Here is a 24,748-nt window from a genome sequence, read left to right on the forward strand (position 1 = left end):
GTTATTATTCCTTCAATTCGAAAGCACCCTCGATCCGCAGCTTCACCTCATCACCTACGACCGGAAGATACTTGGTGATGCCAAATTCACCACGGTGAATTTCCGTATAAGCCTCAAACCCGACCGTCTGCTTTTTATCCATTGGATTGACGCCCGTACCCACCAGACGCACCCGCAGCACAACATGTTTTGTAACCCCGTGCAGCGTCAGATTACCAGGCACTATCGCATGATCCTTGCCAGCAAACGTAGCCGTGGTGGCGACGAACGTTGCTTCCGGAAACTTTGCGGCATCCAGCCAGTCGGCAGATTTCAATTCTTCAGTCAGTTTCTGACTCGTTGTCACCACCGACGCGATCGGAATACTGATACGAAGCGTCGTCTTTTCCGGAACGGCGGGATCGATGGTCAGCTCCCCCTGAGCATCGGAAAACAGCCCATTGTAATTTGTGAATCCGAAATGCGAGACAGAGAATGCTACCTGGGAATGCGCCGGATCAGCTACATATGTACCCGCCTTGACTGATGCCGGATCAGTGGATGCAATCTTCTGCGACCCTGTTTCAGCATGAGCCGCGCCACCGTCAAAACTCAGCGTAGCGACACCCGCCAGCAACGCCCCCGTCAGGAAGGCTCCCCTCATACAGGCAATGCCCATGACACCTGATTTCCAGATTCCAATCATCCGCATCACATCTTATCCTTTTTCCATATCAACCGCTTTTTGCGAGCGCTTTCCTTCGGTAATGTTGCAAGATCGCGCTGCCTAGGAAACCACCTGAATCGAAATGCTGCATCGCCATTATTTAACTGATGCCACCGATCCATGCGTCAGAGGGGTTGCATCCCTCTCACAGGCATCGCATGAGAAACGGAGTGTATGACTTATTTCTTTACCCGCATGAACGGACCCTGTTGCTGTGATGAATGAGACAGTTTCCGGTGTCTCGCCTCATCGTCCCCTGCGTCTGCTGGTTACAGGCGGGGCAGGCTATGTTGGCAGCCATACGGTCTGGGCGCTGCATGACCGGGGCGATGAAGTCACCGTTTATGATTCCCTGATTCAGGGACACCGTCAGGCCCTGCCACCGGGTGTGCGACTGGTGGTGGCCGATCTGGCTGATGAGACCACACTTCACACCACCCTTGCGGACGGACAATGGGATGGCGTGCTGCATTTCGCCGCACGTTCTCTGGTGGGGGAGAGCATGGTCAATCCGATGCTCTACATGAACCAGAATGCGGCACTGGGCTTCAAACTGATCGAGGCCTGCGTGCAGCATAAAGTGCCACGCTTCATTCTGTCCTCCACCGCCGCATTATTCGGCCATCACGACGAAACGCTGATCGACGAGAACGCCGCCATTCAACCCGGCTCCCCCTATGGCGAGAGCAAGCTGATGATCGAGCGCGCTTTGTCCTGGGCGGACCGGATTCACGGGCTGCGCTATGCCTGCCTGCGCTATTTCAACGCCGCAGGAGCCGATCCGGAGGGACGCAGCGGCGAAGATCATGATCCGGAGACCCATCTGATCCCGCTGGTGATCGACGCAGCCCTGGGGTTGCGGCCGGAGATACGGGTATTCGGCAATGATTACCCGACACGGGACGGTACCTGCATCCGCGACTACATCCATGTCAGCGATCTGGCGCAGGCGCATCTGGCGGCTCTGACACGGATCGATCAGGGCAGCACGGTGTATAATCTCGGGAATGGCGCAGGTTCTTCCGTCATGGAGGTGATCCGCAGTGTCGAACGGGTGAGCAGCCTGACCGTACCGATGCGGATCGAGGCAAGACGTCCGGGCGACCCCGCCGTTCTGGTAGCCAGTGCAGACAAAATCCGCCGCGAAACCGGCTGGACGCCCCGTTTTCCGCACTTGGATGACATTGTCGCCACCGCCCTTGCATGGCGGCGCGCACATCCGCAAGGCTTCGAGGCCAGCTGAACCCGTTACTGATCATCAAACTATCATCTATCCGACAGTTCTTCCGGATGGGCAGCCCCCTGTCGCACGGCTACGGTCTGGCAGTTTTCTGCCGTTTGCCTCCTCCCGAATGATGGAAATCCCCATGCGCAGCCGCATCAGACATCGCGAGACCCATGCCACGGAACGGCTCGGATGGCTTCGTGCCGCCGTGCTGGGGGCGAATGATGGCATTCTGTCCACCGCCAGCCTGATGGTCGGCGTGGCCAGCGCAACCAGCCCCGGCAGCGGGCGTGGCGCCATTCTGCTGGCCGGGCTGTCGGCTCTGATCGCGGGGGCCATGTCTATGGCGGCGGGCGAATACGTTTCCGTCAGCTCCCAGTCCGATTCAGAACGCGCCGATCTGGCGCGGGAGAAAAAGGAACTGGATGCCGACTGGCACGGAGAGCTGGATGAATTGACCGAGATCTATCGCAGCCGCGGTCTGGATGCTCCCCTCGCACGACAGGTTGCAGAGCAATTGATGCGCCGCGATCCTCTCTCAGCCCATGCAAGGGACGAGCTGGGCATGACCGAGGATGGCGCGGCGCGTCCGGTGCAGGCAGCTTTGGCCTCGGCAGCATCCTTCGCCTGTGGTGCGGCCCTGCCATGGCTGGCAGCGGCACTGGCCCCTGATCCATACGATGCGACAGGGGAGAGCACAGGACAGACAAGCGTAATCTGGACCGTCTCGGCTGTGTCCCTGCTGGCACTGCTGCTGCTGGGTCTGGCGGGAGCATGGGCGGGAAATGCGCCGAAGCTGCGGGCGGCGATGCGGGTATTGCTGTGGGGCGTGCTCGCCATGGCCGCCACCGCGATCACCGGCCATCTGTTCGGGGGTGTGGTGGGTTAAAGCGCCAGCGTCTGGCTGCGCACCAGCCGGGCGTACAGCCCGTCCTGCTCCATCAGGGCCGTATGGGTGCCCTGCTCCGCCACCCGGCCATCGGCCATGGCCACCACCAGATCAGCATCGCGCACGGTGGACAGGCGGTGCGCGATCACCAGCGTGGTACGCCCCTGACGCAATCTGGTCAGAGCCTGCTGCACCGCGGCCTCGCTTTCCGCATCCAGCGCGCTGGTTGCTTCATCCAGCAGCAGAATGCGCGGATTGCGCAGCAGCGCCCGTGCCAGCACAACGCGCTGTCTCTGCCCACCGGACAGGCGCTGGCCACCGGGACCGACCATTGTCTCGAACCCCTCCGGCAGATCGCGGATGAAGCCTCCGGCAGCAGCTTCGGCGGCCTGCTCGATCTCCGCCCGTTCCGCGCCCTCACGCCCAATGCCGATATTGGCGGCGATGGTGTCGTCGAACAGCAGTGCATCCTGCCCCACATAGGCAATGGCATCCCGCAGGGAGGCAAGCGTGACTTCCCTGACATCCGCGCCATCAACCAGCACCCGGCCAGACGTCGCATCCCGCAACCGCGGCAGCAGGGCCAGCGCCGTGGATTTTCCGGCTCCTGAGGGGCCGACCAGCGCCACCGTCATGCCCGGCTGGGCAACAAAGCTCAGCCCGTCCAGCCCGGTGCGACCATCGGCATAGACAAAGCCCACATTCTCGAACGCCACATGCCCATGTCCCTGCGGCAGAGGAACCGCATCGGGTGCGTCCCTGATGGCGGCAGGCTCGTCGATGACGGCAAACACCCGGACCAGCCCGGCCACCCCCTCCTGCACCGCCGCGTTCAGCGAACCGAGCGCACGCAGCGGGCGGGAGGCAATCAGCAACGCGGCAATAAAACCGGCGAAATCGCCGAGACTGCTCTGTCCGTTCGCGGCGCGCCAACCGGTAAAGCCGATCACCACCGCCACCGCACTGCCGCCCAGTACCTCCAGCACCGGATCAACCCGCGCGCGCGACCGCGTCATACGCAACAACGCACTGTAGAGATGCTGAAAGGCCTCTCCGGCGCGCCTGATCTCGAAACCCTCCAGCCGGTAGGCGCGGATAGTGCGGGCCTGCGTGAAACTCTCGTTCAGCAGGGCGGCGGTTTCTCCCATCCGCTCCTGCATACCGCCCGAGGCCCGGCGGATGCGCTTGCCGATTTTCTGAATCGGCAGCGCCGCCAGCGGATACATCGCCGCCGCGATCAGGCTCAGCACCCAGTCCAGATACACCATGGAGGAGACCAGCCCCACCACCGTCACCACATCGCCCACCCCGTTGACGGCACGAACCAGCGCCTCCCTTATGGTGGCGGCATCGGTCGTAAAACGCGCGGCGAGCTGTGCCGGAGCCTCCCGCTCCACCCGATCCAGATCGGCATGGGCGAGGTGACTGAACATGCGCTCCTGCAACTCCCTGATCACGATCAGCACCAGTTGCTGCATGGAGACGGTCTGCCCATACATCGCAGCACCCTTGATGGCGGTGACGATCAGCACCAGCACCGGAATCTGATACAGAATGCGCCGGTCACGGGCATTGAACAGATCGATCGCATGCTGGATCACCACCGGGTACAGCGCCGTGCTGCCCGCCATCAGCGCCGTCAGCAGAATCACCACCAGCATGCGAACACGATGATGCGCGATATGTTCCCGCCACAACCGCCTCATCATGGCGAGCGCGGTTGGCTCCAACTCCACGTTGATCTTGCGCCCTACCTTACCCCGCCGCTTTGAAGGAGAGGGTGAGGGTGGCGACTGATCCGTTACCTGATTGAGCGGGCGTGCATCCATGCACCGGGGTGTATCAGGCCGGGGGGCGGTTTGCACAGCCCCGGCGGGAGAGTAGGGCTTCTATATAATGTATCAGACTATCTCCGCGCACGCGGAGGAACCTCCCGGCTGGCCCCGGCCGACACGTACGTGTCGGGTCTATCTCCGCGCACGCGGAGGAACCCTGTTTATCGCATCTCGCCGATCCTCGGCGGGGGGTCTATCTCCGCGCACGCGGAGGAACCAGAACAATTGCTTGCATCGTACCCGCGTCTCCCGGTCTATCTCCGCGCACGCGGAGGAACCTCACTAGAGGAAGCGAACGAGGCTTTTTTGCAGGGTCTATCTCCGCGCACGCGGAGGAACCGCAGCGCAGGCCCAGCGCACCACCGGCACAGCAGGTCTATCTCCGCGCACGCGGAGGAACCCCGCGTTCGCCTCCTCTAGTGAGTCTGCGGCGAGGTCTATCTCCGCGCACGCGGAGGAACCGGGGAGGCTGATAGTGGTCGTCTCCCCCTTTATGGTCTATCTCCGCGCACGCGGAGGAACCAGTTCGCGCAGGCTCTTCCTGCTCCGGGCGCTGGGTCTATCTCCGCGCACGCGGAGGAACCCCAGATCACGCATGCCGCTCAGGTCCAAAAACAGGTCTATCTCCGCGCACGCGGAGGAACCTGCCTCACATTCAGCCAGATGGCTCGCCTGGCGGGTCTATCTCCGCGCACGCGGAGGAACCCGCGTTGTGGAAAACATGCTGGAGCCGAGCCAAGGTCTATCTCCGCGCACGCGGAGGAACCGCCCGTCAGATGTTTTTTTTGCACGGCCGCGAGGGTCTATCTCCGCGCACGCGGAGGAACCACGTGCCGCTCGAACGGCGATAGCGACGAGAGGGGTCTATCTCCGCGCACGCGGAGGAACCCGTTTAGCCAGCCTAAGATACCCCAGCGCCAAGGGTCTATCTCCGCGCACGCGGAGGAACCCACGGGAAGCGCGCTGCCTCCTGATGTGCCTGGGGCCTATCTCCGCGCACGCGGAGGAACCCATGAGAAGCCCGGAAAAGATGTGAATACGTCAGGTCTATCTCCGCGCACGCGGAGGAACCTGCAAAGCTATTACAATCTGACTCTATAGCAACGGTCTATCTCCGCGCACGCGGAGGAACCTCTTGCCTACAACACATTGATACTTATTGACAATATCAAAGAACGTCATGTTTCAGAGATTAACTTTATCTGAACCAGCAGCACTCCGTCGGCCTTGATACTTTCCTTCGGAGCATCATAATCGGAACAAGAACAGGGATGGTCGATAGACCGATCCTGTCTCTGTCCCGCTTCTCCATGCAGAATTAAAAACGCATATGATCGTCTTCTGCAACTGGTGCAGGATGAGAAGGGGCATGAGAAGACTGAGCCCTCTATATGTTACGCGGCGTTGACGAAACATCCAGCGCCATGCTGGCGATCATTATGGAATCAAAATCCCGATAGATTCCATGAAGAGCAGGCTGCACAAGGAGATGCTGAATAATCTGTTTCATCATCCTGATACAAAAATCGATTTTGTGCAGAAAGACCTTTTATCTCCCGGATATCTTTGAAAATCTTGCCGAAAAAGGATTCCTCTTCAAATATCAATCCAGACGCGGCAACTGCCATGTCTGTACCAGGCGGAGAGTAAAACTTTAAATCTCTCCCGCCTTCAGGCCATCCTCCACCCAAGCCAGCAATGCCGCTTTTTCCTCCTCCCCCTCCCGGCAGCCGCGATGGAGCCATTCCGTGCGAACGGTGTCGAGCAGATGGCCGAGCGCCGGGCCAGGGGTGGCGAGACCGGCCGCCAACAGATCGCGGCCTGCCAACGGGAAATGCGGGCGGCTCAACGGAGTCAACAGGCGCGTCAGATGCGCCGCGCGCTCATCGCGCAACGTGACCCAGGCACGATCGATCAGAGCCTGCGCCGGGTCATCAGCCAGCAGCCGGCGGAGGCCTACCGTATCCGCAGCGCCATCCCACACCGGCACAGAACCGTCGAGACAAGCGGCCAACCGGCCTGCCTCCTGACCGGACAGGCGCAGGCGCTCGGCCAATGCGCGGGGAGGTTCCTTCTCCCCCACCAGCAAAGCGAGGCGCGGGATCGCTTCCTCCGCCAGACCTTCGCCGGGCATGCCATTTGCAACCGCCTCGATCAATGGCGCGGGATCGTATCCGGCGGGGAACAGTACCGGCAGCACACCGGTCCGCTCCATCGCCCCCAGTGTTGCCGCCAGATGCGGGCCTGTGAGGATACGCCGCAACTCGCTCCACACACGCTCCGCCGAGAGCTGTGTCAGCTCTCCGGCGATGGCGGCAATGGCCTGCATCGCCGCCACATCCGGCTCCGCCCCCTGTTCCCAACGGCCATAGCGGGCCTGAAAGCGGAAAAAACGCAGCGCTCGCAGCCGGTCCTCTGCCACCCGCCGGGCTGCTTGTCCTACGAAGCGGACCCGGCCAGCACGCAGATCATCCAGACCGCCGAAATAATCATGCAGCGTGCCATCCGGCGACAGGGACATGGCGTTGATGGTAAAATCCCGCCGCGCCGCATCCTCCTGCCAGTCATCGGTGAAGGACACCTCGGCATGGCGGCCATCCGTCGCCAGATCACGGCGCAGGCTGGTGATCTCGAAACGCTGGCCCCTGCTTACCGCCGTGACCGTACCGTGGGAAAGCCCGGTGGGAATACTGTGCAGGCCAGCCTGTTCCAGACGATACAACGTCTGCTCCGGAGGCATCGGCACGGCAAGGTCGATGTCCGCCACCGGCCGCCCTGCCAGAGCATCCCGCACACAGCCCCCCACCGGACGCGCCTGCGGCAAAACCGCCAGCACATCATGCAGGCCCGGATCGTCCAGCCATGACGGATGCAGAACCGGTTTTTCTTCCGTCAAAAGCCGGGCTCCGCCGCCAAATGAGCCTCCGCCTGCCGCAACCGCAAGGATAACTCCATCAGGATTGCGGCAGTCGCGCCCCAGATCACATGCTGCTCATGCGGCCAGACCCAGCTTTGGTGACGCATGCCTCTTACCTCCAGCCAGTCCTGCCGAGGCGCATCAGGATCCAGCAGCACACGCAATTTCAGTTCGAACACCGCCGCCACTTCCGCGGGCGCAACGGTCACCACCCAGTCCGGGGACACCAGCCCCACCACCGGCGTCACCACAAAGCCGGTTCCGGTCAGGACCGGATCAAGCCGTCCGAGAAGATGCACATTCTCTGCCTGCAGACCAATCTCCTCCCGCGCTTCCCGCAAGGCGGCATGCTCCGGGGAAGCATCACCGGGATCAATCCGCCCGCCCGGAAAGGAAACCTGACCGGCATGATGGCTTAAGCCCGCCGCACGCAGCGTCAGGATGATGCCCGGCTCCTCGGCCTCCGTGATTCCCACCAGCACCGCGGCAGCCCGCATCATGGAGACGGTGTCCGCCAGCATCTCCGGACGGCGCAGCAGGTCGGGCTGAGGCACCGGCAGGGACAGAGCCGTGCGCAGATATCTGCCGACAGAGGCTATACCGCAGGGCGGAACAGTCTCCACCACCTCCATGCCTCACCCCTTTTCCGCATTGGACGGCATTTCGCCGAGCGCGAAAAACGTGCCGCAGCTCCAGACACCCAGCATGCGGCGGCAGCAGACATCATGCGGTTCCGCCAGCGCGACCAGCTCATAATACACAGCCCTGCTGATCCGTGCCTCGATAGGCGGAGCACCCTCTTCTCCGTCCCTGACATGCAGATAGGGGGTGGGCTCGCAGGTCAGGATGTCATGCGCCACGCGGATCGGGTGGTCCTTCCCCGCCGTGATGAGCTGATCGACATTGGTGCGGAAAGTCAGCTTCTGATGGCGGCCACAGCCGGCCCAGTCCAGCTCCACCGCGACAAAGGGCGCATCCTCGACTTCGATCCGGCCTTCCTCGACCGGGGTGCGCAGCTTGTAGCCGTCCTGATCCCGTCGCAGCACGGAGGAAAACAGGCAGACCAGTTCCTTCCGGGCGATCGGGCTGCCGCGATACAGCCATGTGCCATCCCGCCGGATCAGAAACGGCAGTACACCGCAACATGTGCTGCCAGCCTGCGTCGGATTGCCCATGACGGCATCAGGGGAAAAACCCTGCTTCTCATGGCAGGAAAGGCTGTTCAGTATGCTGTTATCGACCACGTTCCATCCCAGGGTTGATCCGATGACGCCGGAAAGACCGCCTGAAAGGCATCGCGCGGAAGTTAGCCCCCCGCAGCAATATCGCCTTGAGAGCGATATAGGAAGTCTCTCTTTGCTGATCAAACAGGGCAATCACAGATTGATCGTGGCTCTGCCTGAGAGCCTGACACGCTCTCAGGGATGCTCTGACGCGGCGAAGGGGGCCGCCATCAGGCGCTGCTCCGCCTTTTTCTGCCGCAGCCTTGTCGCACTGCTGAAAAATGCGTTCAGCAGCACGGCGGAGACGGCCGTCAGTACGATCGGATCAGCCACAATCGGCCTCCATTCGGCAGGAAGCATCCGGAAAAAATCCGGGGCCACCAGCGGAATGACGCCAAGCCCGGCAGAGAGCGCCACCACCAGCACGGCATTATGCTCGGTTTTGTAATCGACGGTGGCAAGGATCTTGATACCGGTGGCGGCCACCATGCCGAACATGATGAAGGCCGCCCCACCCAGCACGCTGTAGGGAATGGTGGCGACAATAAAGGCCAGTTTCGGCACCAGCCCCAGCGCCAGCATGATGACTCCGCTGGTCACGCAGACATACCGGCTGAACACGCCCGTAATCCCGACCATGCCAACATTCTGTGAGTAAGAAACATAGGGAAAGGTATTGAACACCGCCCCGATCACGGTCCCCAGACCATCGGCCCGCAGCCCGCGCCTGATATCCTCATCCGAGACCGGCTTCCCCACCACGTTGCCCAGGGCCAGAAACATGCCCGTCGCCTCGATAAACGTGATGGTGACCAACAGGCACATGGTCAGGCAGGGGATCAGATGAAAACTCGGCATGCCGAATTGCAGGGGCGCGACCACCCTCACCCAGGGCTGCGCGGCGAGGCCGGAGAAATCGACATCCCCCCGCAGGATGGTCAGCATATATCCTGTCAACAGCCCGGCCATAACGGCGACATGGGACAGGAACCCGCGCGCGAAACGCACCAGCAGCAGGATCGTCAGCAGAACCACGATGGCCGCCGAGATATGGTGGAAGGACCCGTAATCAGCCGCCCCCACCCCGCCGGCAGCCCAGTTGATGCCAATCCGCATCAACGAAATACCGATCATCATGATGATGGAGCCGGTCACCAGAGCGGGGAAGAAACGCAGCATCCGCCCGATCAGCGGCACGATGGCCAGCCCGAACAGCCCCCCGACCAGAGCGGCCCCATAAATACCCTGCAAGCCCACTCCCGGCGTTGCGGCCATGGCCAGCATGGGCGGGATGCATAACCCCGTTACCCCCATGATGACGGGCAGGCGAATGCCAAACGGACCGAAGCCGATGGTCTGGATCAGCGTGGCAATGCCGCAGGCGAACAGATCGGCATTGATCAGCATGGCGATATGGGCCTGATCCAGATGCATCGCCGCGCCGAGAATCAGTGGTGCCGCCACCGCATTGGCATACATCACCAGCACATGCTGCACCCCGAGGGTCAGCAATCTGGGCCATGGCAGCATCTGATCGACCGGATGCAGTGTCTTTTCAGCAACCCCGGACACGGAACCCGTCATCATCCATTCCTTCTCCGCCCGAACAAGCACAGGCCCGCAAGCCATGCTGCAGAAGGCTACGAATCATAACCGTTGCCTGCCAGTGCCGTTTTCTTGACAAGGTGTTGCGAAAACCTGAACACCTGCTTCTCATACCAGGGTGACAACAGATAAGGATCGGCAGCCTATGCGACATCTGCGGATTCTGACCCATATTGTCGATGTGGCCCGCAGCGGCTCCATCCGTCGCTCGGCCGAGCGGCTGAACATCACCGCCTCCGCCCTCACCCGCCAGATTCAGGATTTCGAGGAGGAGCTGGGCACACCGGTTTTCGAGCGCACCGCACAGGGCATGCGTCTGAATGCCGCCGGGGAACTGATCGTACAGCATGCGCTGACACGGGCAGCCGATCTGGATCAGATACGCTCCCGCATCGCCGATCTTCAGGGGGTGCGACGTGGCCACGTGACGGTGGTGTGCAGTCAGGCTTTTGCCCGGCTCGACCTCCCGCGTGAAATCGAGGCCTGTCGCAGGCTGTATCCGCTGGTTTCCTTCAGCATAAGGGTGCTGGATCACAGCCGCGCGCTGGAAGCGCTGCGCCGTTATGAGGCCGATCTGGCTCTGGTTCTGCAACGCCTGCCGGACAGCGAAATTCAACCCCTGCTGCACTATACCCTGCCGCTCTGCGCCGTGATGGCATGGGATCATCCGCTGGCCAGACGGGATGGCGCGCCGGTGCGGTTGCGGGCATGTCTGGCGCATCGTCTGGCGCTGCCGGAGCGTGGCATGGCCACCCGTCAGGCTCTGGATGAGGCGCTGTTACGGCTGGGGCAGACAAACCCGGAGGATATCGCCGTGGACTCTGATTCGATGGAGCTGCTGACCGAATATGTGCGCCGTGCCGGAGCCGTGACCTTTCAGGCCGCCAGCCCGGTGCAGGAGGAGGAAGCCGGTGATCTGTGCCTCCGCCCGCTCGACCCGCGTGACGCAGGGCCGGTTTCCTGTGTGCTGGGCCATCTGCGGGGCCGGGTGCTGTCTGTCGCAGCGGCCAAATTCGCCGATCAGCTCGCCCGCAGTCTGCATGCGCGCTACGGGCATTGATCTCCCGGTTTGATCTCTCGGTTTGATCTCCCGCTTTGCGATCGTGCGACAACGTGCCACCATTTGCGTTGATCCTGTGATACCCGGCCAATTTCCACCATCGCCAGAGGATACGCGCATCATTATGCCGGTCAGCATGCTTCAGAACGCCGACACACACTCACTTGAAACCAGCCTCGCCGCGCTGGAAGCCACCGGCGCGAAAATGGCAGCGGTGCGCACCGAAATCGGCAAGGCGATTTTCGGACAGCGCGCGGTGATCGAACAGACTCTGGTGACATTGCTCAGCGGCGGCCATCTGCTGCTGGTCGGGGTGCCGGGGCTGGGCAAAAGCCGTCTGGTGGAAACGCTCGGGACGGTGCTGGGCCTGCATGCCGGGCGGGTGCAGTTCACGCCCGATCTGATGCCGGCCGATATTCTGGGCAGCGAAGTGCTGGAGGAAGCGGAGCATGGCCGCCGGGCCTTCCGCTTTATCCCCGGCCCGATTTTCTGCCAGCTTCTGATGGCCGACGAGATCAACCGTGCCAGCCCGCGCACACAATCCGCGCTGCTTCAGGCAATGCAGGAAGGCAAGGTGGCGGTAGGCGGCGCGGAACACGCCCTGCCGCGCCCGTTCCATGTGCTGGCGACACAGAACCCGGTGGAGCAGGAAGGCACCTATCCGTTGCCGGAAGCGCAGCTGGACCGGTTTCTGCTTCAGGTCACCCTGACCTACCCGGAAGCGGCAGATGAGCGCGCCATGCTGCTGGCCACCACCGGCGCGGAGGAAGCCCGTCCGCAACAGGCCCTGACCGCCGAGGATCTGCTTCAGGCGCAGCGTCTGGTGCGGCAGATGCCGGTTGGTGACAGCGTGGTGGATGCGATTCTGGCGCTGGTGCGCGGGGCTCGCCCGGAAACGACGGAAGATACCGAATTGCGTCGTCATCTGGCCTGGGGGCCGGGGCCTCGCGCGGCGCAGGCCCTGATGCTGGCGACCCGCGCCCGGGCCCTGCTGGACGGACGGCTGGCCCCAAGCCTCGATGACGTGGCGGCGCTGGCTCCGCCGGTGCTGCGGCATCGCATGGCGCTGGGTTTCGCCGCCCGCGCCGAGGGTGTTCAGCTCGATCAGTTGATCGAGCGCCTGATCGAGCGGATCGGGTGAGTCCAGCCCGCATGGCGGCTTCTTCTCATCAGCAGACCCTGCTGCGGGCACAGGTGGAGGCCGGGCGGTTGCCGCCTTTGCTGGCGGCGGCGGAGCGGGTGGCGTCCTCGGTCGCGCAGGGCGTGCATGGCCGCCGTCGCACCGGCAGCGGCGAGAGTTTCTGGCAGTTCCGCCCTTTCTCCCCCGGCGATACGCCTCGCCGCATCGACTGGCGGCAATCCGCACGCTCCGGGCTGGATGCCCCGCGCGGCTGGTTCATCCGGGAGACAGAGTGGGAAGCCGCCCAGACGGTTTTTCTGTGGACCGACCGCTCTGCCTCCATGCAGTTCCGCTCGACCGGAGCCACGGTCTCCAAGCTGGAACGGGCTGATCTGCTGTTGCTGGCGCTGGCCTCCCTGCTGCTGCGCGGCGGGGAACGTGTGCGGCTGCTGGGGGCGCAGACGCGCTTCAGCGGCGGACAGGCCGCTCTGGAGGCGCTGGCCATGGCGCTGGACACACTGCCGCCGGGGGAGGTGCCGCCCCTCTCCGCGCCGGTACCGCCTTTTTCCCATGCGGTGCTGATCGGCGATTTCCTCGCGCCGCTGGAGGATATCCGCGCCTCACTGGCCCGGCTGGCGGCACTGCCGGTAAGGGGATGCGTGCTTCAGATTCTCGATCCGGCCGAAGTGCTGCTGCCCTATGAAGGCCGCGTGCGCTTCACCGGAATGGAAGCGGACGGGGAAGTCCTGCTCCCCCGCGTCAACGCAGTGCGGGAGGAATATGCCAGACGGCTGGCCGCCCAGCAGGAAGGGCTGGCTGCCCTCTGTGCCGGGATGGGCTTCACCTTCTCCGTCCATCGTACCGATCGGGGGCCGGAGCTGCCCCTGCTGGCGCTGCATCAGGCGCTGGCCGACAGTCGGGCCGGCAACAGTCGGGTCAGCACCTGATGGGAGGCAACCCATGATGTTTCTGTCTCCATGGCTGTTGCTGGCACTCGGCCTGCTGCCGATCCTGTGGTGGCTGCTGCGGGCCACGCCTCCCGCCCCACGGCAGGAGAGGTTTCCCAGCCTCCGTCTGCTGCGTGATCTGGCCATGCGGGAGGAAACGCCAGCCCGCACGCCATGGTGGCTGCTGGCCCTGCGGATCGCCGCCGCCGCGCTGGTGATTATCGGGCTGGCCGGACCGGTCTCCACCCCGCTGGAGGGGCTGCCCGGCCCGGCTGGCTCCACCCATTCTCCTCTGCTTTTGGTGCTGGATGATGGCTGGGCCTCTGCCCCACGCTGGTCAGGCATCCTGCGCGCGGCAGAGCAGAGCCTGCATCACGCCGCCATGGATGGGCGGCAGGCCGCATTTCTGACCACTGCCCCCGGCGGAGACGGCAGCCAACCCTTCCCCAGCCCGGTCATGGATCCCGCTCTGCTGCGCGCCCGCATCGGTGCGCTGCGGCCCCAGCCATGGACCACTGATCACCGCGCCGCAGCCGCCATGCTGAACCGGCTGCCGGCCAATGGATGGGGTGTGGTGGCGATTCCGGATGGTCTCGCCCAACCGGGGGACGATGTGTTCGCCCCGGCACTCAGTCGCCTCGGCCCGGTAATGAAGGTCGAGACCGAAGGCGGCGCGCCCTTGCTGCTGCGTCCACCCGTGATCCAGCCTGACCGGCTGATCCTGCGCGTATCCCATACCGGACGCAGCGCAGGAACCGATCATGTCGATGTGCTGGCCCAGACCGCCGATGGGCGCAGCCTGTCCCGCACCCGCATTGCCCTGCCCGCCACACCGGGTACCGCCGAAGCCCCGCTGATCCTGCCACCGGAGATTCGCAACCAGCTTGCCAGGCTGGTGCTGGACGGACCACAAGGTGCAGGCAGCATCGTGCTGCTGGATGAACAGTCGCGCCGGCGTCCGGTCGGGCTGGTGGCGGCGGATCGCTCCGCCGCTGACACGCCGCTGCTCGGCCAACTCTATTATCTGCGTCGCGCTCTGGAACCTTATGCGGAGGTGCGGGAGGGCGATCTGAAAACCCTGCTCTCCCGCGATCTGTCGGTGCTGATCCTCGCCGACCGGCCGGTGGAAAATGAGGAGGAGCGCGCCGCCATCCTCCGTTTCGTGAACAAGGGTGGAGAGTTGATCCGCTTCGCCGGGCCGCATCTGGCTGCGCATCCGGATGATCTGCTGCCGGTTCGGCTGCTGGATGGCGACCGCCAGCTTGGCGGGGCGATGTCATGGGGGCATCCGGCGCATCTGGCCCCTTTCCCTCCCGGCCCCTTCGCCGGACTGCCTCCGCTCGGTATGGCGTCCTCTGACATAAGACCCAGTGATCAGAAGGGCGATCAGAAGGGCGATCAGAAGACAGAGGATAAAACCGGAGCCGATATACGGGTCTCACGGCAGGTGATGGCGGAACCCTCGACGGATCTCGCCACGCATAGCTGGGCGGTGCTGGAGGACGGAACGCCCCTGGTCACCGAACGCAGCCAGGGGGCCGGACGCATCGTTCTGTTTCATGTCACCGCCAATACAGACTGGTCCACCCTGCCGCTCTCCGGGCTGTTCGTGGAAATGCTGAAGCGGCTGGTCGGGCTGGCGGCCGGCGTGGCCTCCATTCCGCCCGACACCATGCTTTCCCCCACTGAGACGCTGGACGGGTTCGGTCAGCCCGGCAGCCCGCCGCAGGCCGCAACGCCGTTGCGCGCGGGAGATTTCGCTTCCACCCCGACCTCTCCCCGTCATCCTCCAGGGCTGTACGGACCGGAACAGGGACGGCAGGCGCTGAATATCGGCACTGCCGCCCCGGCCCTTCTCCCCGCAACCCCCATTCCGGGAGCCCGCAACGTCACCGCCGCCCTGCTGGGACGGCAGCATGCGTTCGGACCAGGACTGATCGCCACCGCGCTGGCTCTGCTGGCGCTGGATATGCTGCTGTCACTCTGGCTGCGCGGCATGCTGAAACGGGGCGGAGGAGATGGCAGCGCTGCCGTCGCAACGCCCGCATCGAAACCCGCCTTTTTCGCCCGGCGGCGCAGAATGCTGAGCCTGCTGATCGGCGGCGCCATCACCATGGCCGCGCTGCGCCCGCGCTCCGCGCCGGCTGCGCCAGGCGGGATCGCCGGGAATCCCGACAGCCATTATCCCTCGCTCGCCATCCATCTCGCTTATGTCGTGACCGGCAATGCGGAGCAGGATGCCATCTCCCGCATGGGGCTGACCGGGCTGGCCGATTTCGTCTCCGGCCGGACCGCCGCCACGATCGCGCCGCCCATCGGCGTGGTGCCTGGGCGGGATGATCTCAGCTTCTATCCCCTGCTCTACTGGCCGCTGACCAGCGACCAGAACCCGGATACCCTGCCGGAAACCATGCTCGCGGCGCTGAACGACTATATGGCGCATGGCGGCATCATCCTGATCGACACGCGCGATGCCGGTGCCGGAGCCGGTATGAATGGCGGACATGAACGCCTGTTGCAGGCTATCGGACGCTCCCTGAACGTACCACCGCTGACCCCGCTGACGCCGGAGCATGTGCTGGCCCGCAGTTTCTATCTGCTGCACGATTTCCCCGGCCGTTACGCCGGGGGCGAGGTCTGGGTCCAGCGCGATGAGGACCGTGCCAATGACAGCGTCAGCCCGGTGATCATTGGCGGCAATGACTGGGCCTCCGCCTGGGCGGTGGATGATCAGGGGGGCCATCCCTACGCCACCATTCCCGGCGGCGCACGGCAGAGGCTGCTGGCCTATCGCTTCGGCACCAATCTGGTGATGTATGCGCTGACCGGAAACTATAAGGGCGATCAGGTGCATGTCCCCTCCATTCTCGACCGGCTCGGGCAGTAGGAAGGGATTTGATGCAGACCGATCATATCTCCGCCTCTCTGGTCTCCGCTTCTCTGGGATTTCAGCCGCTTCTGCCGCTCTGGCTGCTGGGGATGCTGGGGGTTCTGTGCCTGCTGGCGCTGCTGCCCGCGCTGCTGCGCCGGGCGCGGGGCTGGCCATGGCGGCTAGCCGCCTTCACCGCGCTGCTGATCTGGCTTGGCGGCCCAAAGCTGGTGCGGGAAACGCGGCAGGGACTGGCCGATATCGCCTTGCTGGTGATCGACCAGAGCGGCTCCATGGCGCTGAAGGACCGCACCAAGCTGGCTGAACAGGCCCGCAGCATCCTGACGCGGACTATTCCCCAGCCCGGTCGCGTGGGGGAGCCGCCGCTGGAACTGCGCACCGTCACCGTGCCGGAACATGGCCGTGACGGCACAAAACTTTTTGCCGCCATCGCACAGGGGCTGGCCGATATTCCACGGGACCGGCTGGCTGGAATCGTCGCTGTGACCGACGGCCAGGTGCATGACGTGCCACCCTCCATCGCCAAGGGCACTCCTCCGGCCTTCAACGCGCCGCTGCATGTGCTGCTGACCGGGCGGGGTGAGGAAACCGATCGCCGCCTGCGCATGATCGAGGCCCCGACCTACGGCATTGTCGGCAAGACCATCTCCCTGCGCGTGGCGGTGGAGGATCTGGGCGTCGCCCACTCCTCCCCGGTGGCCTCCCCGGTGGCCACCCCGGTGGCCACCCCGGTGGCGGAGTTGACCCTCCGCCGTGACGGAGAGGCTCCGGTAAAGTACACCGTGCCGGTCGGGCAGGAATACCCCATCACCCTGCCCGTCACCCATGAAGGGCCGAGCGTCATCGACATGACGGCAGCAACGCTGCCCGGAGAAGTCTCGACCATCAACAACCACGCCGTCATCACCATCAACGGGGTACGGGACCGGCTCCGCGTGCTGCTGGTCTCCGGCGAGCCGCATCAGGGCGAACGGGCATGGCGGCGGCTGCTGAAAGCCGATCCCTCGGTTGATCTGGTGCATTTCACCATTCTGCGGCCACCGGAAAAGGACGATAATACGCCCCTCAACGAACTCGCGCTGATCGCCTTTCCGGTGCGGGAGTTGTTCCAGCAGAAAATCCGTGATTTCGATCTGATCATTCTCGACCGGTTCCAGAACCGGGGGATTCTGCCGCAAATCTACCTGCGCAACATCGCTGATTATGTGCGGCAGGGCGGCGCCCTGCTGATGACCGCCGGACCGGAATATGCCAGCCCGGTGAGCCTCGCCAATTCTCCGCTGGGGGAGGTGCTGCCCGCCATGCCGCGTGGGCAGGAGTCCGACGATCCGCTTTCCGCCGTGATCGAAGGCGGGTTCCGCCCGCAGGTGACGCCACTCGGCGCCCACCATCCGGTGACGGAGAAACTGCCCGGCGCACCGTCTTCCACCGAGGGTGCATCTGCCAGGAATGCCGCATCGGAATGGGGGTCGTGGTACCGCTATATCGCCACGGACGGCCCGGATAATCCGGTGCATGGCCAGACTGTGCTCGCCACCCCGGATGGCGCACCACTGCTGATTCTGGACCATGTGGGTAAAGGCCGCGTGGCGCTGCTGCTGTCCGACCAGATCTGGCTGTGGTCACGTGGACATCAGGGAGGCGGTCCTCAGGCGGAACTGCTGCGTCGCGTCGCGCACTGGGCCATGAAGCAGCCGGAGCTTGAGGAACGCGCGCTCACGGCACAGATCGCACAGGGGCGTCTGACAGCCCTGTTGCGCAGCCCGGAGGATATTCCTCCCGGCATGGTGACCGTGACCGATCCTGATGGCAAGGACACCAGCGTTCCACTGCATATCACCGGCCCAGGCCGGGCGGAGGCAAGCCTGCCCGCCGCCGCACCAGGTGTGTGGCGCGTGCGTTATCGTCCGCCGGTGTCTGCTAAACCCGCTTCTCAGGAGGGGGAGCAGGCTGCATCCTCCGAACTGACTGCTTTTGTGGCGGCATCCCCGCCTGATCCGGTGGAGGTCGCCGATCTCCGCGCAACGGCCACAGTTCTGAATGGCGCGGCCCGGCTCAGCGGTGGTAGTATGCAATGGCTATCCCCCGCAGGGGTACCCGCTATCCGTCGCGTCTCCATGGGTACGCGCGCTTCTGGAAATGGCTGGATTGGACTGCGCCGCAATGATGCACATCTGGTGACCGGGATTGATGCGCTGCCGCTTTTACCCGGCTGGGCTGCCCTGCCCCTGATCCTGTTGCTGATCCTGGCCGCGTGGAGGCGGGAGGGACAATAATGGAGCCTATCACAAAAGAATATTTGCCCGATGCATCCGCGCTTTCTCCGATGCGTCACAATCACAGGCAGGGTGAGCCAGGAAACATGACAGGGAAACAGGATGGCCAGACAGCCCGATTTTCATGACAATCATCCGGAGGCAGCCTCGGCACGCTGGTCTCCGGCAGTGGCACTGGCGGGATTTATTGCTTTCTGCCTGCTGGTTGCAGCGGTTGATGGCGTCTTTACACAGGGCGGCGTGCGCGACTGGTATCCATCCCTGACCAAACCGTCCGGCACACCGCCGAACTGGGTGTTTCCGGTCGTCTGGACCACATTGTATATCATGATCGGTGTTGCAGGCTGGCTGCTATGGCGCCGCAAGGCATGGAGCACGCTGCGCCTGTGGGGCTGGCAGATTCTGGTCAACGCGCTGTGGAACCCGGTTTTTTTCGGCCTTCACCAGATCGGGCTTGCGCTGATTGTGATTATTGCGCTGCTGGCCCTGATTTTTCGTTGCATCCAGCGCTTCAAAGCGATTGATGCTCTGGCGGCCTGGATGTTTGTGCCATATGCCGTATGGGTCTGCTATGCCACCTATCTGAATGCCGGCTTCTGGCGTCTGAACTGAACCGTATGCATCCGCGTCTGCCACCAGGCACCGCGCGGGAAGGAGTATTCATTCTGATGGCGTATCGCCTGATTTCTTCTCTGTCGCTTCGCGCCCGGTGTGGCGGTATTCCGGGGGCTCTGGGCGCGGCTCTTCTGATGACCAGCCTTGGCGCCGTGCCGGAGCATGCTGCGCAGGCACAGATGATGGGCATGCATAATAATCCGCACGCCACAGAACCCAAAGGGCAGCAGGCTCCGCCCCCCTCTCTCCCCGGCTCCAAGCCTGCCAGCCATACGCCGGTGCCGCCGCCGGACAAATCGCTGGCCGATATGCAGCCGAATGATGCCCTGTTCGATGCGATCAACCGGGGCGATGTCCCTGCCGCCCGCGATGCCCTGTCACGCGGCGCGCAGTTGGAGGCGCGTAATGTGCTGGGGATGACGCCTCTGGAACTGTCGGTGGATCTGGGGCGGAACGAGATTTCCTTCCTGCTGCTCTCCATGCGCCCGCCGCCGGACAGCTCCGCCGTCATCAGCGGGCCGGCCCCCAAACCCGTTACGACGGCCAGCAAGACGACGAAAATCAAGGGCAGCAAATCCCATCATGAGGACAGCGCCGCCATCTCCACCACACAGCCAAAAGAGGCCAGCGCCAATGAAACAGGCTTTCTGGGCTTTAATCGCTAGTGCGAAGGCTCCCGGTCGGCCCTGAAACAACCCGGCCGGGAAAGACTGTGCGGAAAGCGGATTGCAGAACACCGCCAGTTATGTCTAAAACGCCTGCCACCCACCAATGGGCCGGGTTAGCACAGTGGTAGTGCAGCGGTTTTGTAAACCGAAGGTCGGGGGTTCAAATCCCTCACCCGGCACCAGTTCAGGCGGTTGAGTGTGGTTGGGTTTTTCGGGAAATTTGATTGAGAGTCTGGTAGTTGAACTACCGGGGTGTGCCTTTTGTGCCGACACCGAAGATACTCCATGGGAGCGGCCCAGCCAAGACATTGAAGAGGACCACTCCAGCATACGGTTGGGGGCGGAAAACAGAATGTCTGGTTTGAAACCGTCTCGCGAATAAGTAGATATTATCTAACCGCAATAGACGAGAACTGTCCCCTTTTAAAAGGGAATATCGTCGTCGGAGCCAAGGCAGGAAAGCGGCAAAGCATCCTCTGGCAACTGCACATTATGGACAATCAACAGGTTGAGTATGTCGTTCCTGCCCATGAACATGATCTGGCTGCGCTTCTGCGCATCCAGCATACCACCAAGCAGTTGTTCCGCCGCTTTTGTGATCTCCCCCCCGGCCACAATGAATGCGTGATCTACCAACACTTTTCGATTCGTCTCGGGATCAAAAATTTCGTGTGCTAACATCATTAATGCTTGGTTGTAGATTTCGGCGATGTTAGCGTTGGTTCCCCTTGATACGCTGGAGGAATCGAGCTTTCCCTTTTTGGCTTGAATGCCGAAGTATAGGTAATGCTGCGTGGGCAGTTGATAGCGCATCCAAATGTCTTTGCCGAATTCATTTGACTTGTCCTTATGACCCACCGCTGTGATGCGATGGAAGCCAGCTTGGCGTAGCATCGGAAGAAGCACTTTCTCGATCAGCTCGTCCTCAGAGCACTTGTCCAGATAAGCGGCAAGCTGCGCGTCGCCTGACTTCGACGGCCGAGAGGGGACGGTGCGGACTCATCGAGATTCCTGCGACCTTCTTGGTTCCAATGTGCCTGACATAGCACTGGTTGTCTTCAGCGTAGAATGCCTCGAATCCTTCCCGCACGAGCGCCTTATTGAGGGCTTGTAGCGCACCTGGTCGGTCATGCTCTTCGTTCGTCGCATCCCCAGGATCCATGAGGACGCGGATGATTCGACATAATGTTTCGGGCGGTGTGTGGTTATCTGGATGCGGCTCTTCCAAAATTTTCTTGAGGGTCTCGACCACCCATACTGCTCGGGTTGAGCCATCGTGGGCGTAGTCCGTGTCTGCATCTTGGAAGAAACGTGTGATTTTTCTGCTGGTGCGATAGGGAAAGAATGAAGTCTGCTCCCTCCCTTGTGGTACGCAAATCATCTCGGCGATCTATTTGACCGTACGATTCTGCCACTTCACCTAAACCCCTCCTCGCCTCATGGCGCAGCCTAGCATTCGTATTGCTAAGCCATAGCTCGCGAACATACTTTCAGCTGGAACTCACCAATAGTCAGTTTTGGGCGATCCACACATCACATATGCCGAACTCGGACGCTAAGCAGACATTTGCTTGACTTATGCCTAACGACCGCCACCCCCTAACCCGGTCATTAGTCAGCACGTGAATACAGACCAAACGACCCGACAGTGCAGCCCTGCCGCTATTCATCAAACGGTCATTTTTCGGTCATACATGCCAATATCCATAAATAGTCCACACCATCGAGCAATTGGACAAACCACTATAACGGACAGAAAATAGGCATATCCGCATTAGGAACCGTTCGGTGAAACCTTAACCATTCCTCCCCCCACTCACCCACCCGCCGGCACTGAAAAGCGGAAGGCCACCCCTCCACCCGGCGGTTCAAGCAACACCAGATCGCCGCCATGCGTCTCGGCGATGGTGCGGCAGATGGACAGGCCGATGCCAAGCCCGTCTTCCTTTGTGGTCACGAAAGGCTGGAACAGTTTCTGCCGCACACTATCAGGCAGGCCCGGGCCGTTATCCGTGACCGTGACGAAAACCCTGTCTTCCTGCCGCATCGTCTCCACCATCAGGCGATGCGGAGGCGATTGCGTTTCCATGGCCTCCACCGCGTTGCGCATCAGGTTGAGCAAAAGCTGCTGAAGCTGCACCCTGTCACCGAAGACCTGATCGGCCTCCGGTGGCAGAGTGAGCGCCAGTTGCACCAGCCGGCCAGTCCCCGTCAGAGCCAGCGCACTGGTTTCCTGTACCAGAGTGCCGATATTCACCATGCTCCATGTACGGATATCCTTGCGCAGGAAATCACGCAGATTACGCACGATCATACGCGCACGCTCGGCCTGTTCGTCCATACCGGACACGGCCTGCTGCAACCGTTCCTGTCCGGGGGCAGACACCATCCGTTTCAGGCCGGCAATGTAATTACTGATCGCCGTCAATGGCTGATTCACCTCATGCGCCAGCACGGAGACCATCTGGCCAAGCTCATTCAGCCGCGCGACATGCAGCAATTCGGATTGAAGCTCCGCCATTCTGCGATCGCGCCGGTGCGGCTCCGTCAGGTCACGGGTAAAGCCTGTGAACATGCGTAGCCCGGCCACTGCGACTTCTCCCACCTGCAACTCGATGGGAAACGGGGCGCCATCCCTCCTTTGGCCGACCAGAACGCGGCCGATGCCGATGATCCGCTTCTCCCCCGTCTCCTTATAACGGGCCAGATGGGCATCATGTGCCTGCGCATAGGGTTCCGGCATCAGCATGCGGACGTTCTGCCCGACCACCTCCTCCGCCGCAAATCCGAACATACGTTCCGCTGCCGGGCTGAAGAACTGCACCAACCCATGATCATCGATCACGATCAGACCATGCGGCACCGTCTCCAGCACTGATTGCAGCAGATGCCCATGCAGCGTTCCTCCCTCCGTTTTCAGAGAGGAGCGGGCGATCCAGACCGTGCCGATGATCTTCCCAGCCTCATTGCGAACCGGCGTCATCGTCACAACCGCCGGGAGGATACCGCCATCCTGATGCGCCAGCGTGGTTTCGACATGCAGCAGACGCTGTCCCCGGTGCAGTTGATCCAGCCAGAGAAGATGCTGATCCCGCGCCGCATCCGGCACCAGATGCCAGATGGAAAGACCGATCGCCTGCTCTGCGGTCAGGCCCAGCAGACGGGTCGCGGCTTCATTCCAGTGCGCGATCACATCGTCCTGATCGAAGCCGATCATGGCATCGTCGGAACACGCGCTGAGCGCCGCCAGATAGGCCAATGCAGTATTATCGGGCTGCGAGTCCATCACTGCACGCCGGAGCGTCCACTGTCCATGGACAGGCGCACCAGATCGGGCAAGGTATCAACTTCCAGCTTGTGGAACACGTGCGCGCGGTGCACATCCACCGTGCGGGGGCTGATCCCCAGAACCCTGCCGATTTCCTTGTTGGAATGCCCGGCCACCAGCAGATCGAACACTTCCTGCTCCCGCTGCGTCAGGATAGAGAGGCGGCTGGCAGCGGCAGAAGCGATTTCCTCCTGCCTGCGACGCTGCATACAGGTGATCAATGCGCGGGAGATAGCTTCCAGCAACTGCGTATCCTGAAAAGGCTTTTCCAGAAAATCAATCGCCCCCGCTTTCATCGCCCGCACGGCAGAGGGCACCTGTCCATGCGCTGTCATCATAATGAGAGGAAGATCAATCCCCCGGCTTTCCAGATGCGCCTGAAACTGCAATCCATCAATCTCCGGCATCAGCAGATCCGTCAGAATACAGGCTGGCTGAGCTGGATCAGAGCCAGAGTTGATCAGACGTGCGAGAAAATCCTGGCCATCCTGATACAGGATCACCCTCATGCCCTCCTGCTCCAGCAGAAAAGCGAGGGAATCCCGGATCGCAGGATCGTCATCTACCACATGGATGACAGGTCGAGAGAGCACCATGCCGCCATTACCCTGATCTCATTGCAGGATACGTGATCTTACGTACGCAATGGAACGAATAGGCTGCGGCTCATCACATGCCTAGTGGGGAAAGGACGAATAATACCATCGGGAGTCACCAGATGACCACCACCACCCCCACCTCTCCTTTGCCTTCCACTGTTCGGCTGCCCCCCTCCCTCAAGAGCGTCAGACACACGATGTCGCTTTTTATTCACACTGCGCAGCAACAGATACAGCATTACGCCCGTGGCGACGTGCTGATCGAGGAAGGCCACCCCAGCCGTTTCTGCTTCCAGATCATCAGCGGCTGCGCCCGTGCCGTGCGGCTGATGGAGGATGGCAGACGGCAGATTGGCGAATTCCTGCTGCCGGGCGATATGGTCGGGTTAGAGGCGGTCTCGGAACAGATCTACACGATCGAGGCGGTGACACCAGTGACCGCACAGCGCCGAACAATTGAGGATATCGAGAAACAGGCTGATCAGGACAAGACTTTCTCTTATGTCCTGCGTCAGTTCATCGCTCTGAAATTGCAGATGAGCTGGAAACGGCAGATTGCACTGGGGCGCCAGACCGCCAGTGAAAGACTGTTTGGTTTTCTGGATGAAATGCGCGACCGGCTGGAAGAGGGGTCAGGCAATGCAATCACCCTGCCCATGAGCCGTAGCGATATCGCCGATTATCTGGGCCTGACGACTGAAACCATCTGCCGCACCCTGACGGCGTTTCAGCGGGAAGGGCTGATCAGCATCTGCAAATCCGAGATCCTGTTCCCTTCCCACCCAGTCCTCAAGCAACGCGATGCCCCCGTATCGCGCAGTTATACTGACACGATACGGGGGTAG

Annotated in this window: 20 protein-coding genes, 1 tRNA gene and 1 CRISPR repeat array; of the genes, 11 read left to right on the forward strand and 10 right to left on the reverse strand. The window is 62.3% G+C overall.

Going from position 1 to position 24,748, the window contains the following annotated elements; all coding sequences use genetic code 11:
• Positions 1 to 4: 4 nt before the first annotated feature.
• Positions 5 to 691, reverse strand: a complete 687-nt coding sequence (locus GbCGDNIH8_RS08310) for a YceI family protein (RefSeq protein ID WP_253735993.1) — start codon at positions 689 to 691, stop codon at positions 5 to 7.
• A 232-nt stretch (positions 692 to 923) separates the two neighbouring features.
• Between GbCGDNIH8_RS08310 and galE the strand changes: the two genes are divergently transcribed.
• Both galE and GbCGDNIH8_RS08320 read left to right on the forward strand, forming a co-directional pair.
• The gene (galE, locus tag GbCGDNIH8_RS08315; RefSeq protein WP_072572846.1) at positions 924 to 1,949 is read left to right on the forward strand and encodes a UDP-glucose 4-epimerase GalE; all 1,026 of its coding nucleotides are present in this window, start codon (positions 924 to 926) and stop codon (positions 1,947 to 1,949) included.
• Positions 1,950 to 2,073: 124 nt separating this feature from the next.
• On the forward strand, positions 2,074 to 2,820 hold the full coding sequence (locus GbCGDNIH8_RS08320; protein ID WP_072572847.1) for a VIT1/CCC1 transporter family protein: 747 nt from the start codon (positions 2,074 to 2,076) through the stop codon (positions 2,818 to 2,820).
• Here GbCGDNIH8_RS08320 and GbCGDNIH8_RS08325 read toward each other — a convergent pair.
• The 6 genes from GbCGDNIH8_RS08325 to GbCGDNIH8_RS08345 all read right to left on the reverse strand — a co-directional run bounded on the left by GbCGDNIH8_RS08325 (position 2,817) and on the right by GbCGDNIH8_RS08345 (position 10,382).
• A complete protein-coding gene (locus tag GbCGDNIH8_RS08325; protein WP_072572848.1) occupies positions 2,817 to 4,529 on the reverse strand; it encodes an ABC transporter ATP-binding protein in 1,713 nt (570 codons plus the stop codon). The two genes, GbCGDNIH8_RS08320 and GbCGDNIH8_RS08325, sit on opposite strands and share 4 nt — an antisense overlap.
• A 194-nt stretch (positions 4,530 to 4,723) precedes the next feature.
• A CRISPR array of direct repeats spans positions 4,724 to 5,788; the repeat unit is 28 nt; unit sequence GGTCTATCTCCGCGCACGCGGAGGAACC.
• A 312-nt stretch (positions 5,789 to 6,100) separates the two neighbouring features.
• Positions 6,101 to 6,283 (reverse strand): hypothetical protein, encoded by a 183-nt coding sequence (locus GbCGDNIH8_RS12925; protein ID WP_157692601.1) that lies wholly within the window; start codon positions 6,281 to 6,283, stop codon positions 6,101 to 6,103.
• Between the two features lie 26 nt (positions 6,284 to 6,309).
• A complete protein-coding gene (locus GbCGDNIH8_RS08330; RefSeq protein WP_081368923.1) occupies positions 6,310 to 7,551 on the reverse strand; it encodes a CCA tRNA nucleotidyltransferase in 1,242 nt (413 codons plus the stop codon).
• Complete coding sequence (locus tag GbCGDNIH8_RS08335; protein ID WP_072572849.1) at positions 7,548 to 8,204, reverse strand: CoA pyrophosphatase; 657 nt, start codon at positions 8,202 to 8,204, stop codon at positions 7,548 to 7,550. The genes GbCGDNIH8_RS08330 and GbCGDNIH8_RS08335 overlap by 4 nt, the downstream gene beginning before the upstream one ends.
• A gap of 3 nt (positions 8,205 to 8,207) precedes the next feature.
• Positions 8,208 to 8,747, reverse strand: coding sequence for a DUF1285 domain-containing protein (locus GbCGDNIH8_RS08340; RefSeq protein ID WP_072573750.1), 540 nt, complete (start codon positions 8,745 to 8,747; stop codon positions 8,208 to 8,210).
• Between the two features lie 243 nt (positions 8,748 to 8,990).
• Positions 8,991 to 10,382 carry a nucleobase:cation symporter-2 family protein gene (locus GbCGDNIH8_RS08345; protein ID WP_072573751.1) on the reverse strand — a complete coding sequence of 464 codons (1,392 nt, stop codon included), beginning with the start codon at positions 10,380 to 10,382 and terminating at the stop codon, positions 8,991 to 8,993.
• 163 nt (positions 10,383 to 10,545) lie between these two features.
• Here GbCGDNIH8_RS08345 and GbCGDNIH8_RS08350 point away from each other — a divergent pair, with 163 nt between their 5' ends.
• The 8 genes from GbCGDNIH8_RS08350 (at position 10,546) to GbCGDNIH8_RS08385 (ending at position 20,158) form a co-directional block, all read left to right on the forward strand.
• On the forward strand, positions 10,546 to 11,460 hold the full coding sequence (locus GbCGDNIH8_RS08350; protein ID WP_072572850.1) for a LysR family transcriptional regulator: 915 nt from the start codon (positions 10,546 to 10,548) through the stop codon (positions 11,458 to 11,460).
• Between the two features lie 205 nt (positions 11,461 to 11,665).
• Positions 11,666 to 12,601, forward strand: a complete 936-nt coding sequence (locus GbCGDNIH8_RS08355; RefSeq protein WP_095206487.1) for an AAA family ATPase — start codon at positions 11,666 to 11,668, stop codon at positions 12,599 to 12,601.
• 11 nt (positions 12,602 to 12,612) lie between these two features.
• Positions 12,613 to 13,527 carry a DUF58 domain-containing protein gene (locus GbCGDNIH8_RS08360; RefSeq protein WP_072572852.1) on the forward strand — a complete coding sequence of 305 codons (915 nt, stop codon included), beginning with the start codon at positions 12,613 to 12,615 and terminating at the stop codon, positions 13,525 to 13,527.
• Between the two features lie 13 nt (positions 13,528 to 13,540).
• A complete protein-coding gene (locus tag GbCGDNIH8_RS08365; RefSeq protein WP_072572853.1) occupies positions 13,541 to 16,414 on the forward strand; it encodes a DUF4159 domain-containing protein in 2,874 nt (957 codons plus the stop codon).
• A gap of 11 nt (positions 16,415 to 16,425) precedes the next feature.
• A complete protein-coding gene (locus GbCGDNIH8_RS08370; protein WP_072572854.1) occupies positions 16,426 to 18,693 on the forward strand; it encodes a hypothetical protein in 2,268 nt (755 codons plus the stop codon).
• Between the two features lie 102 nt (positions 18,694 to 18,795).
• Positions 18,796 to 19,305 carry a TspO/MBR family protein gene (locus tag GbCGDNIH8_RS08375; protein ID WP_172822932.1) on the forward strand — a complete coding sequence of 170 codons (510 nt, stop codon included), beginning with the start codon at positions 18,796 to 18,798 and terminating at the stop codon, positions 19,303 to 19,305.
• Between the two features lie 5 nt (positions 19,306 to 19,310).
• Positions 19,311 to 19,973, forward strand: coding sequence for an ankyrin repeat domain-containing protein (locus GbCGDNIH8_RS08380; protein ID WP_072572855.1), 663 nt, complete (start codon positions 19,311 to 19,313; stop codon positions 19,971 to 19,973).
• Positions 19,974 to 20,083: 110 nt separating this feature from the next.
• Positions 20,084 to 20,158, forward strand: a tRNA-Thr gene (locus tag GbCGDNIH8_RS08385).
• A gap of 241 nt (positions 20,159 to 20,399) precedes the next feature.
• Here GbCGDNIH8_RS08385 and GbCGDNIH8_RS13125 read toward each other — a convergent pair.
• From GbCGDNIH8_RS13125 to GbCGDNIH8_RS08400, 3 genes are all read right to left on the reverse strand, one after another.
• Positions 20,400 to 20,870: a hypothetical protein gene (locus GbCGDNIH8_RS13125; RefSeq protein ID WP_216634440.1), complete on the reverse strand. Its 471-nt coding sequence runs from the start codon at positions 20,868 to 20,870 to the stop codon at positions 20,400 to 20,402.
• 922 nt (positions 20,871 to 21,792) lie between these two features.
• Positions 21,793 to 23,262 (reverse strand): PAS domain-containing sensor histidine kinase, encoded by a 1,470-nt coding sequence (locus tag GbCGDNIH8_RS08395; RefSeq protein ID WP_072572856.1) that lies wholly within the window; start codon positions 23,260 to 23,262, stop codon positions 21,793 to 21,795.
• Positions 23,262 to 23,900 (reverse strand): response regulator transcription factor, encoded by a 639-nt coding sequence (locus tag GbCGDNIH8_RS08400; protein ID WP_072572857.1) that lies wholly within the window; start codon positions 23,898 to 23,900, stop codon positions 23,262 to 23,264. Before GbCGDNIH8_RS08400 ends, GbCGDNIH8_RS08395 begins: the two co-directional genes overlap by 1 nt.
• 122 nt (positions 23,901 to 24,022) lie before the next feature.
• Between GbCGDNIH8_RS08400 and GbCGDNIH8_RS08405 the strand changes: the two genes are divergently transcribed.
• Entirely contained in the window at positions 24,023 to 24,748 is a 726-nt protein-coding gene (locus tag GbCGDNIH8_RS08405) for a helix-turn-helix domain-containing protein (RefSeq protein WP_172822933.1), read from the forward strand.

Source organism: Granulibacter bethesdensis, from assembly GCF_001889545.1.
Taxonomy (GTDB): domain Bacteria; phylum Pseudomonadota; class Alphaproteobacteria; order Acetobacterales; family Acetobacteraceae; genus Granulibacter; species Granulibacter bethesdensis_B.

Excerpts from the sequence above, each read along its gene's own strand:
- GbCGDNIH8_RS08310 (WP_253735993.1), bottom strand. The coding sequence starts at position 691 with ATGCGGATGATTGGAATCTGGAAATCAGGTGTCATGGGCATTGCCTGT.
- GbCGDNIH8_RS13125 (WP_216634440.1), bottom strand. The coding sequence starts at position 20,870 with ATGCTACGCCAAGCTGGCTTCCATCGCATCACAGCGGTGGGTCATAAG.
- GbCGDNIH8_RS08320 (WP_072572847.1), top strand. The coding sequence starts at position 2,074 with ATGCGCAGCCGCATCAGACATCGCGAGACCCATGCCACGGAACGGCTC.
- GbCGDNIH8_RS08360 (WP_072572852.1), top strand. The coding sequence starts at position 12,613 with ATGGCGGCTTCTTCTCATCAGCAGACCCTGCTGCGGGCACAGGTGGAG.
- GbCGDNIH8_RS08375 (WP_172822932.1), top strand. The coding sequence starts at position 18,796 with ATGGCCAGACAGCCCGATTTTCATGACAATCATCCGGAGGCAGCCTCG.
- GbCGDNIH8_RS12925 (WP_157692601.1), bottom strand. The coding sequence starts at position 6,283 with ATGGCAGTTGCCGCGTCTGGATTGATATTTGAAGAGGAATCCTTTTTC.
- GbCGDNIH8_RS08335 (WP_072572849.1), bottom strand. The coding sequence starts at position 8,204 with ATGGAGGTGGTGGAGACTGTTCCGCCCTGCGGTATAGCCTCTGTCGGC.
- GbCGDNIH8_RS08325 (WP_072572848.1), bottom strand. The coding sequence starts at position 4,529 with ATGATGAGGCGGTTGTGGCGGGAACATATCGCGCATCATCGTGTTCGC.
- galE (WP_072572846.1), top strand. The coding sequence starts at position 924 with ATGAATGAGACAGTTTCCGGTGTCTCGCCTCATCGTCCCCTGCGTCTG.
- GbCGDNIH8_RS08400 (WP_072572857.1), bottom strand. The coding sequence starts at position 23,900 with ATGGTGCTCTCTCGACCTGTCATCCATGTGGTAGATGACGATCCTGCG.
- GbCGDNIH8_RS08365 (WP_072572853.1), top strand. The coding sequence starts at position 13,541 with ATGATGTTTCTGTCTCCATGGCTGTTGCTGGCACTCGGCCTGCTGCCG.
- GbCGDNIH8_RS08355 (WP_095206487.1), top strand. The coding sequence starts at position 11,666 with ATGGCAGCGGTGCGCACCGAAATCGGCAAGGCGATTTTCGGACAGCGC.
- GbCGDNIH8_RS08350 (WP_072572850.1), top strand. The coding sequence starts at position 10,546 with ATGCGACATCTGCGGATTCTGACCCATATTGTCGATGTGGCCCGCAGC.
- GbCGDNIH8_RS08345 (WP_072573751.1), bottom strand. The coding sequence starts at position 10,382 with ATGATGACGGGTTCCGTGTCCGGGGTTGCTGAAAAGACACTGCATCCG.
- GbCGDNIH8_RS08370 (WP_072572854.1), top strand. The coding sequence starts at position 16,426 with ATGCAGACCGATCATATCTCCGCCTCTCTGGTCTCCGCTTCTCTGGGA.
- GbCGDNIH8_RS08405 (WP_172822933.1), top strand. The coding sequence starts at position 24,023 with ATGACCACCACCACCCCCACCTCTCCTTTGCCTTCCACTGTTCGGCTG.
- GbCGDNIH8_RS08380 (WP_072572855.1), top strand. The coding sequence starts at position 19,311 with ATGCATCCGCGTCTGCCACCAGGCACCGCGCGGGAAGGAGTATTCATT.
- GbCGDNIH8_RS08395 (WP_072572856.1), bottom strand. The coding sequence starts at position 23,262 with ATGGACTCGCAGCCCGATAATACTGCATTGGCCTATCTGGCGGCGCTC.
- GbCGDNIH8_RS08340 (WP_072573750.1), bottom strand. The coding sequence starts at position 8,747 with ATGGGCAATCCGACGCAGGCTGGCAGCACATGTTGCGGTGTACTGCCG.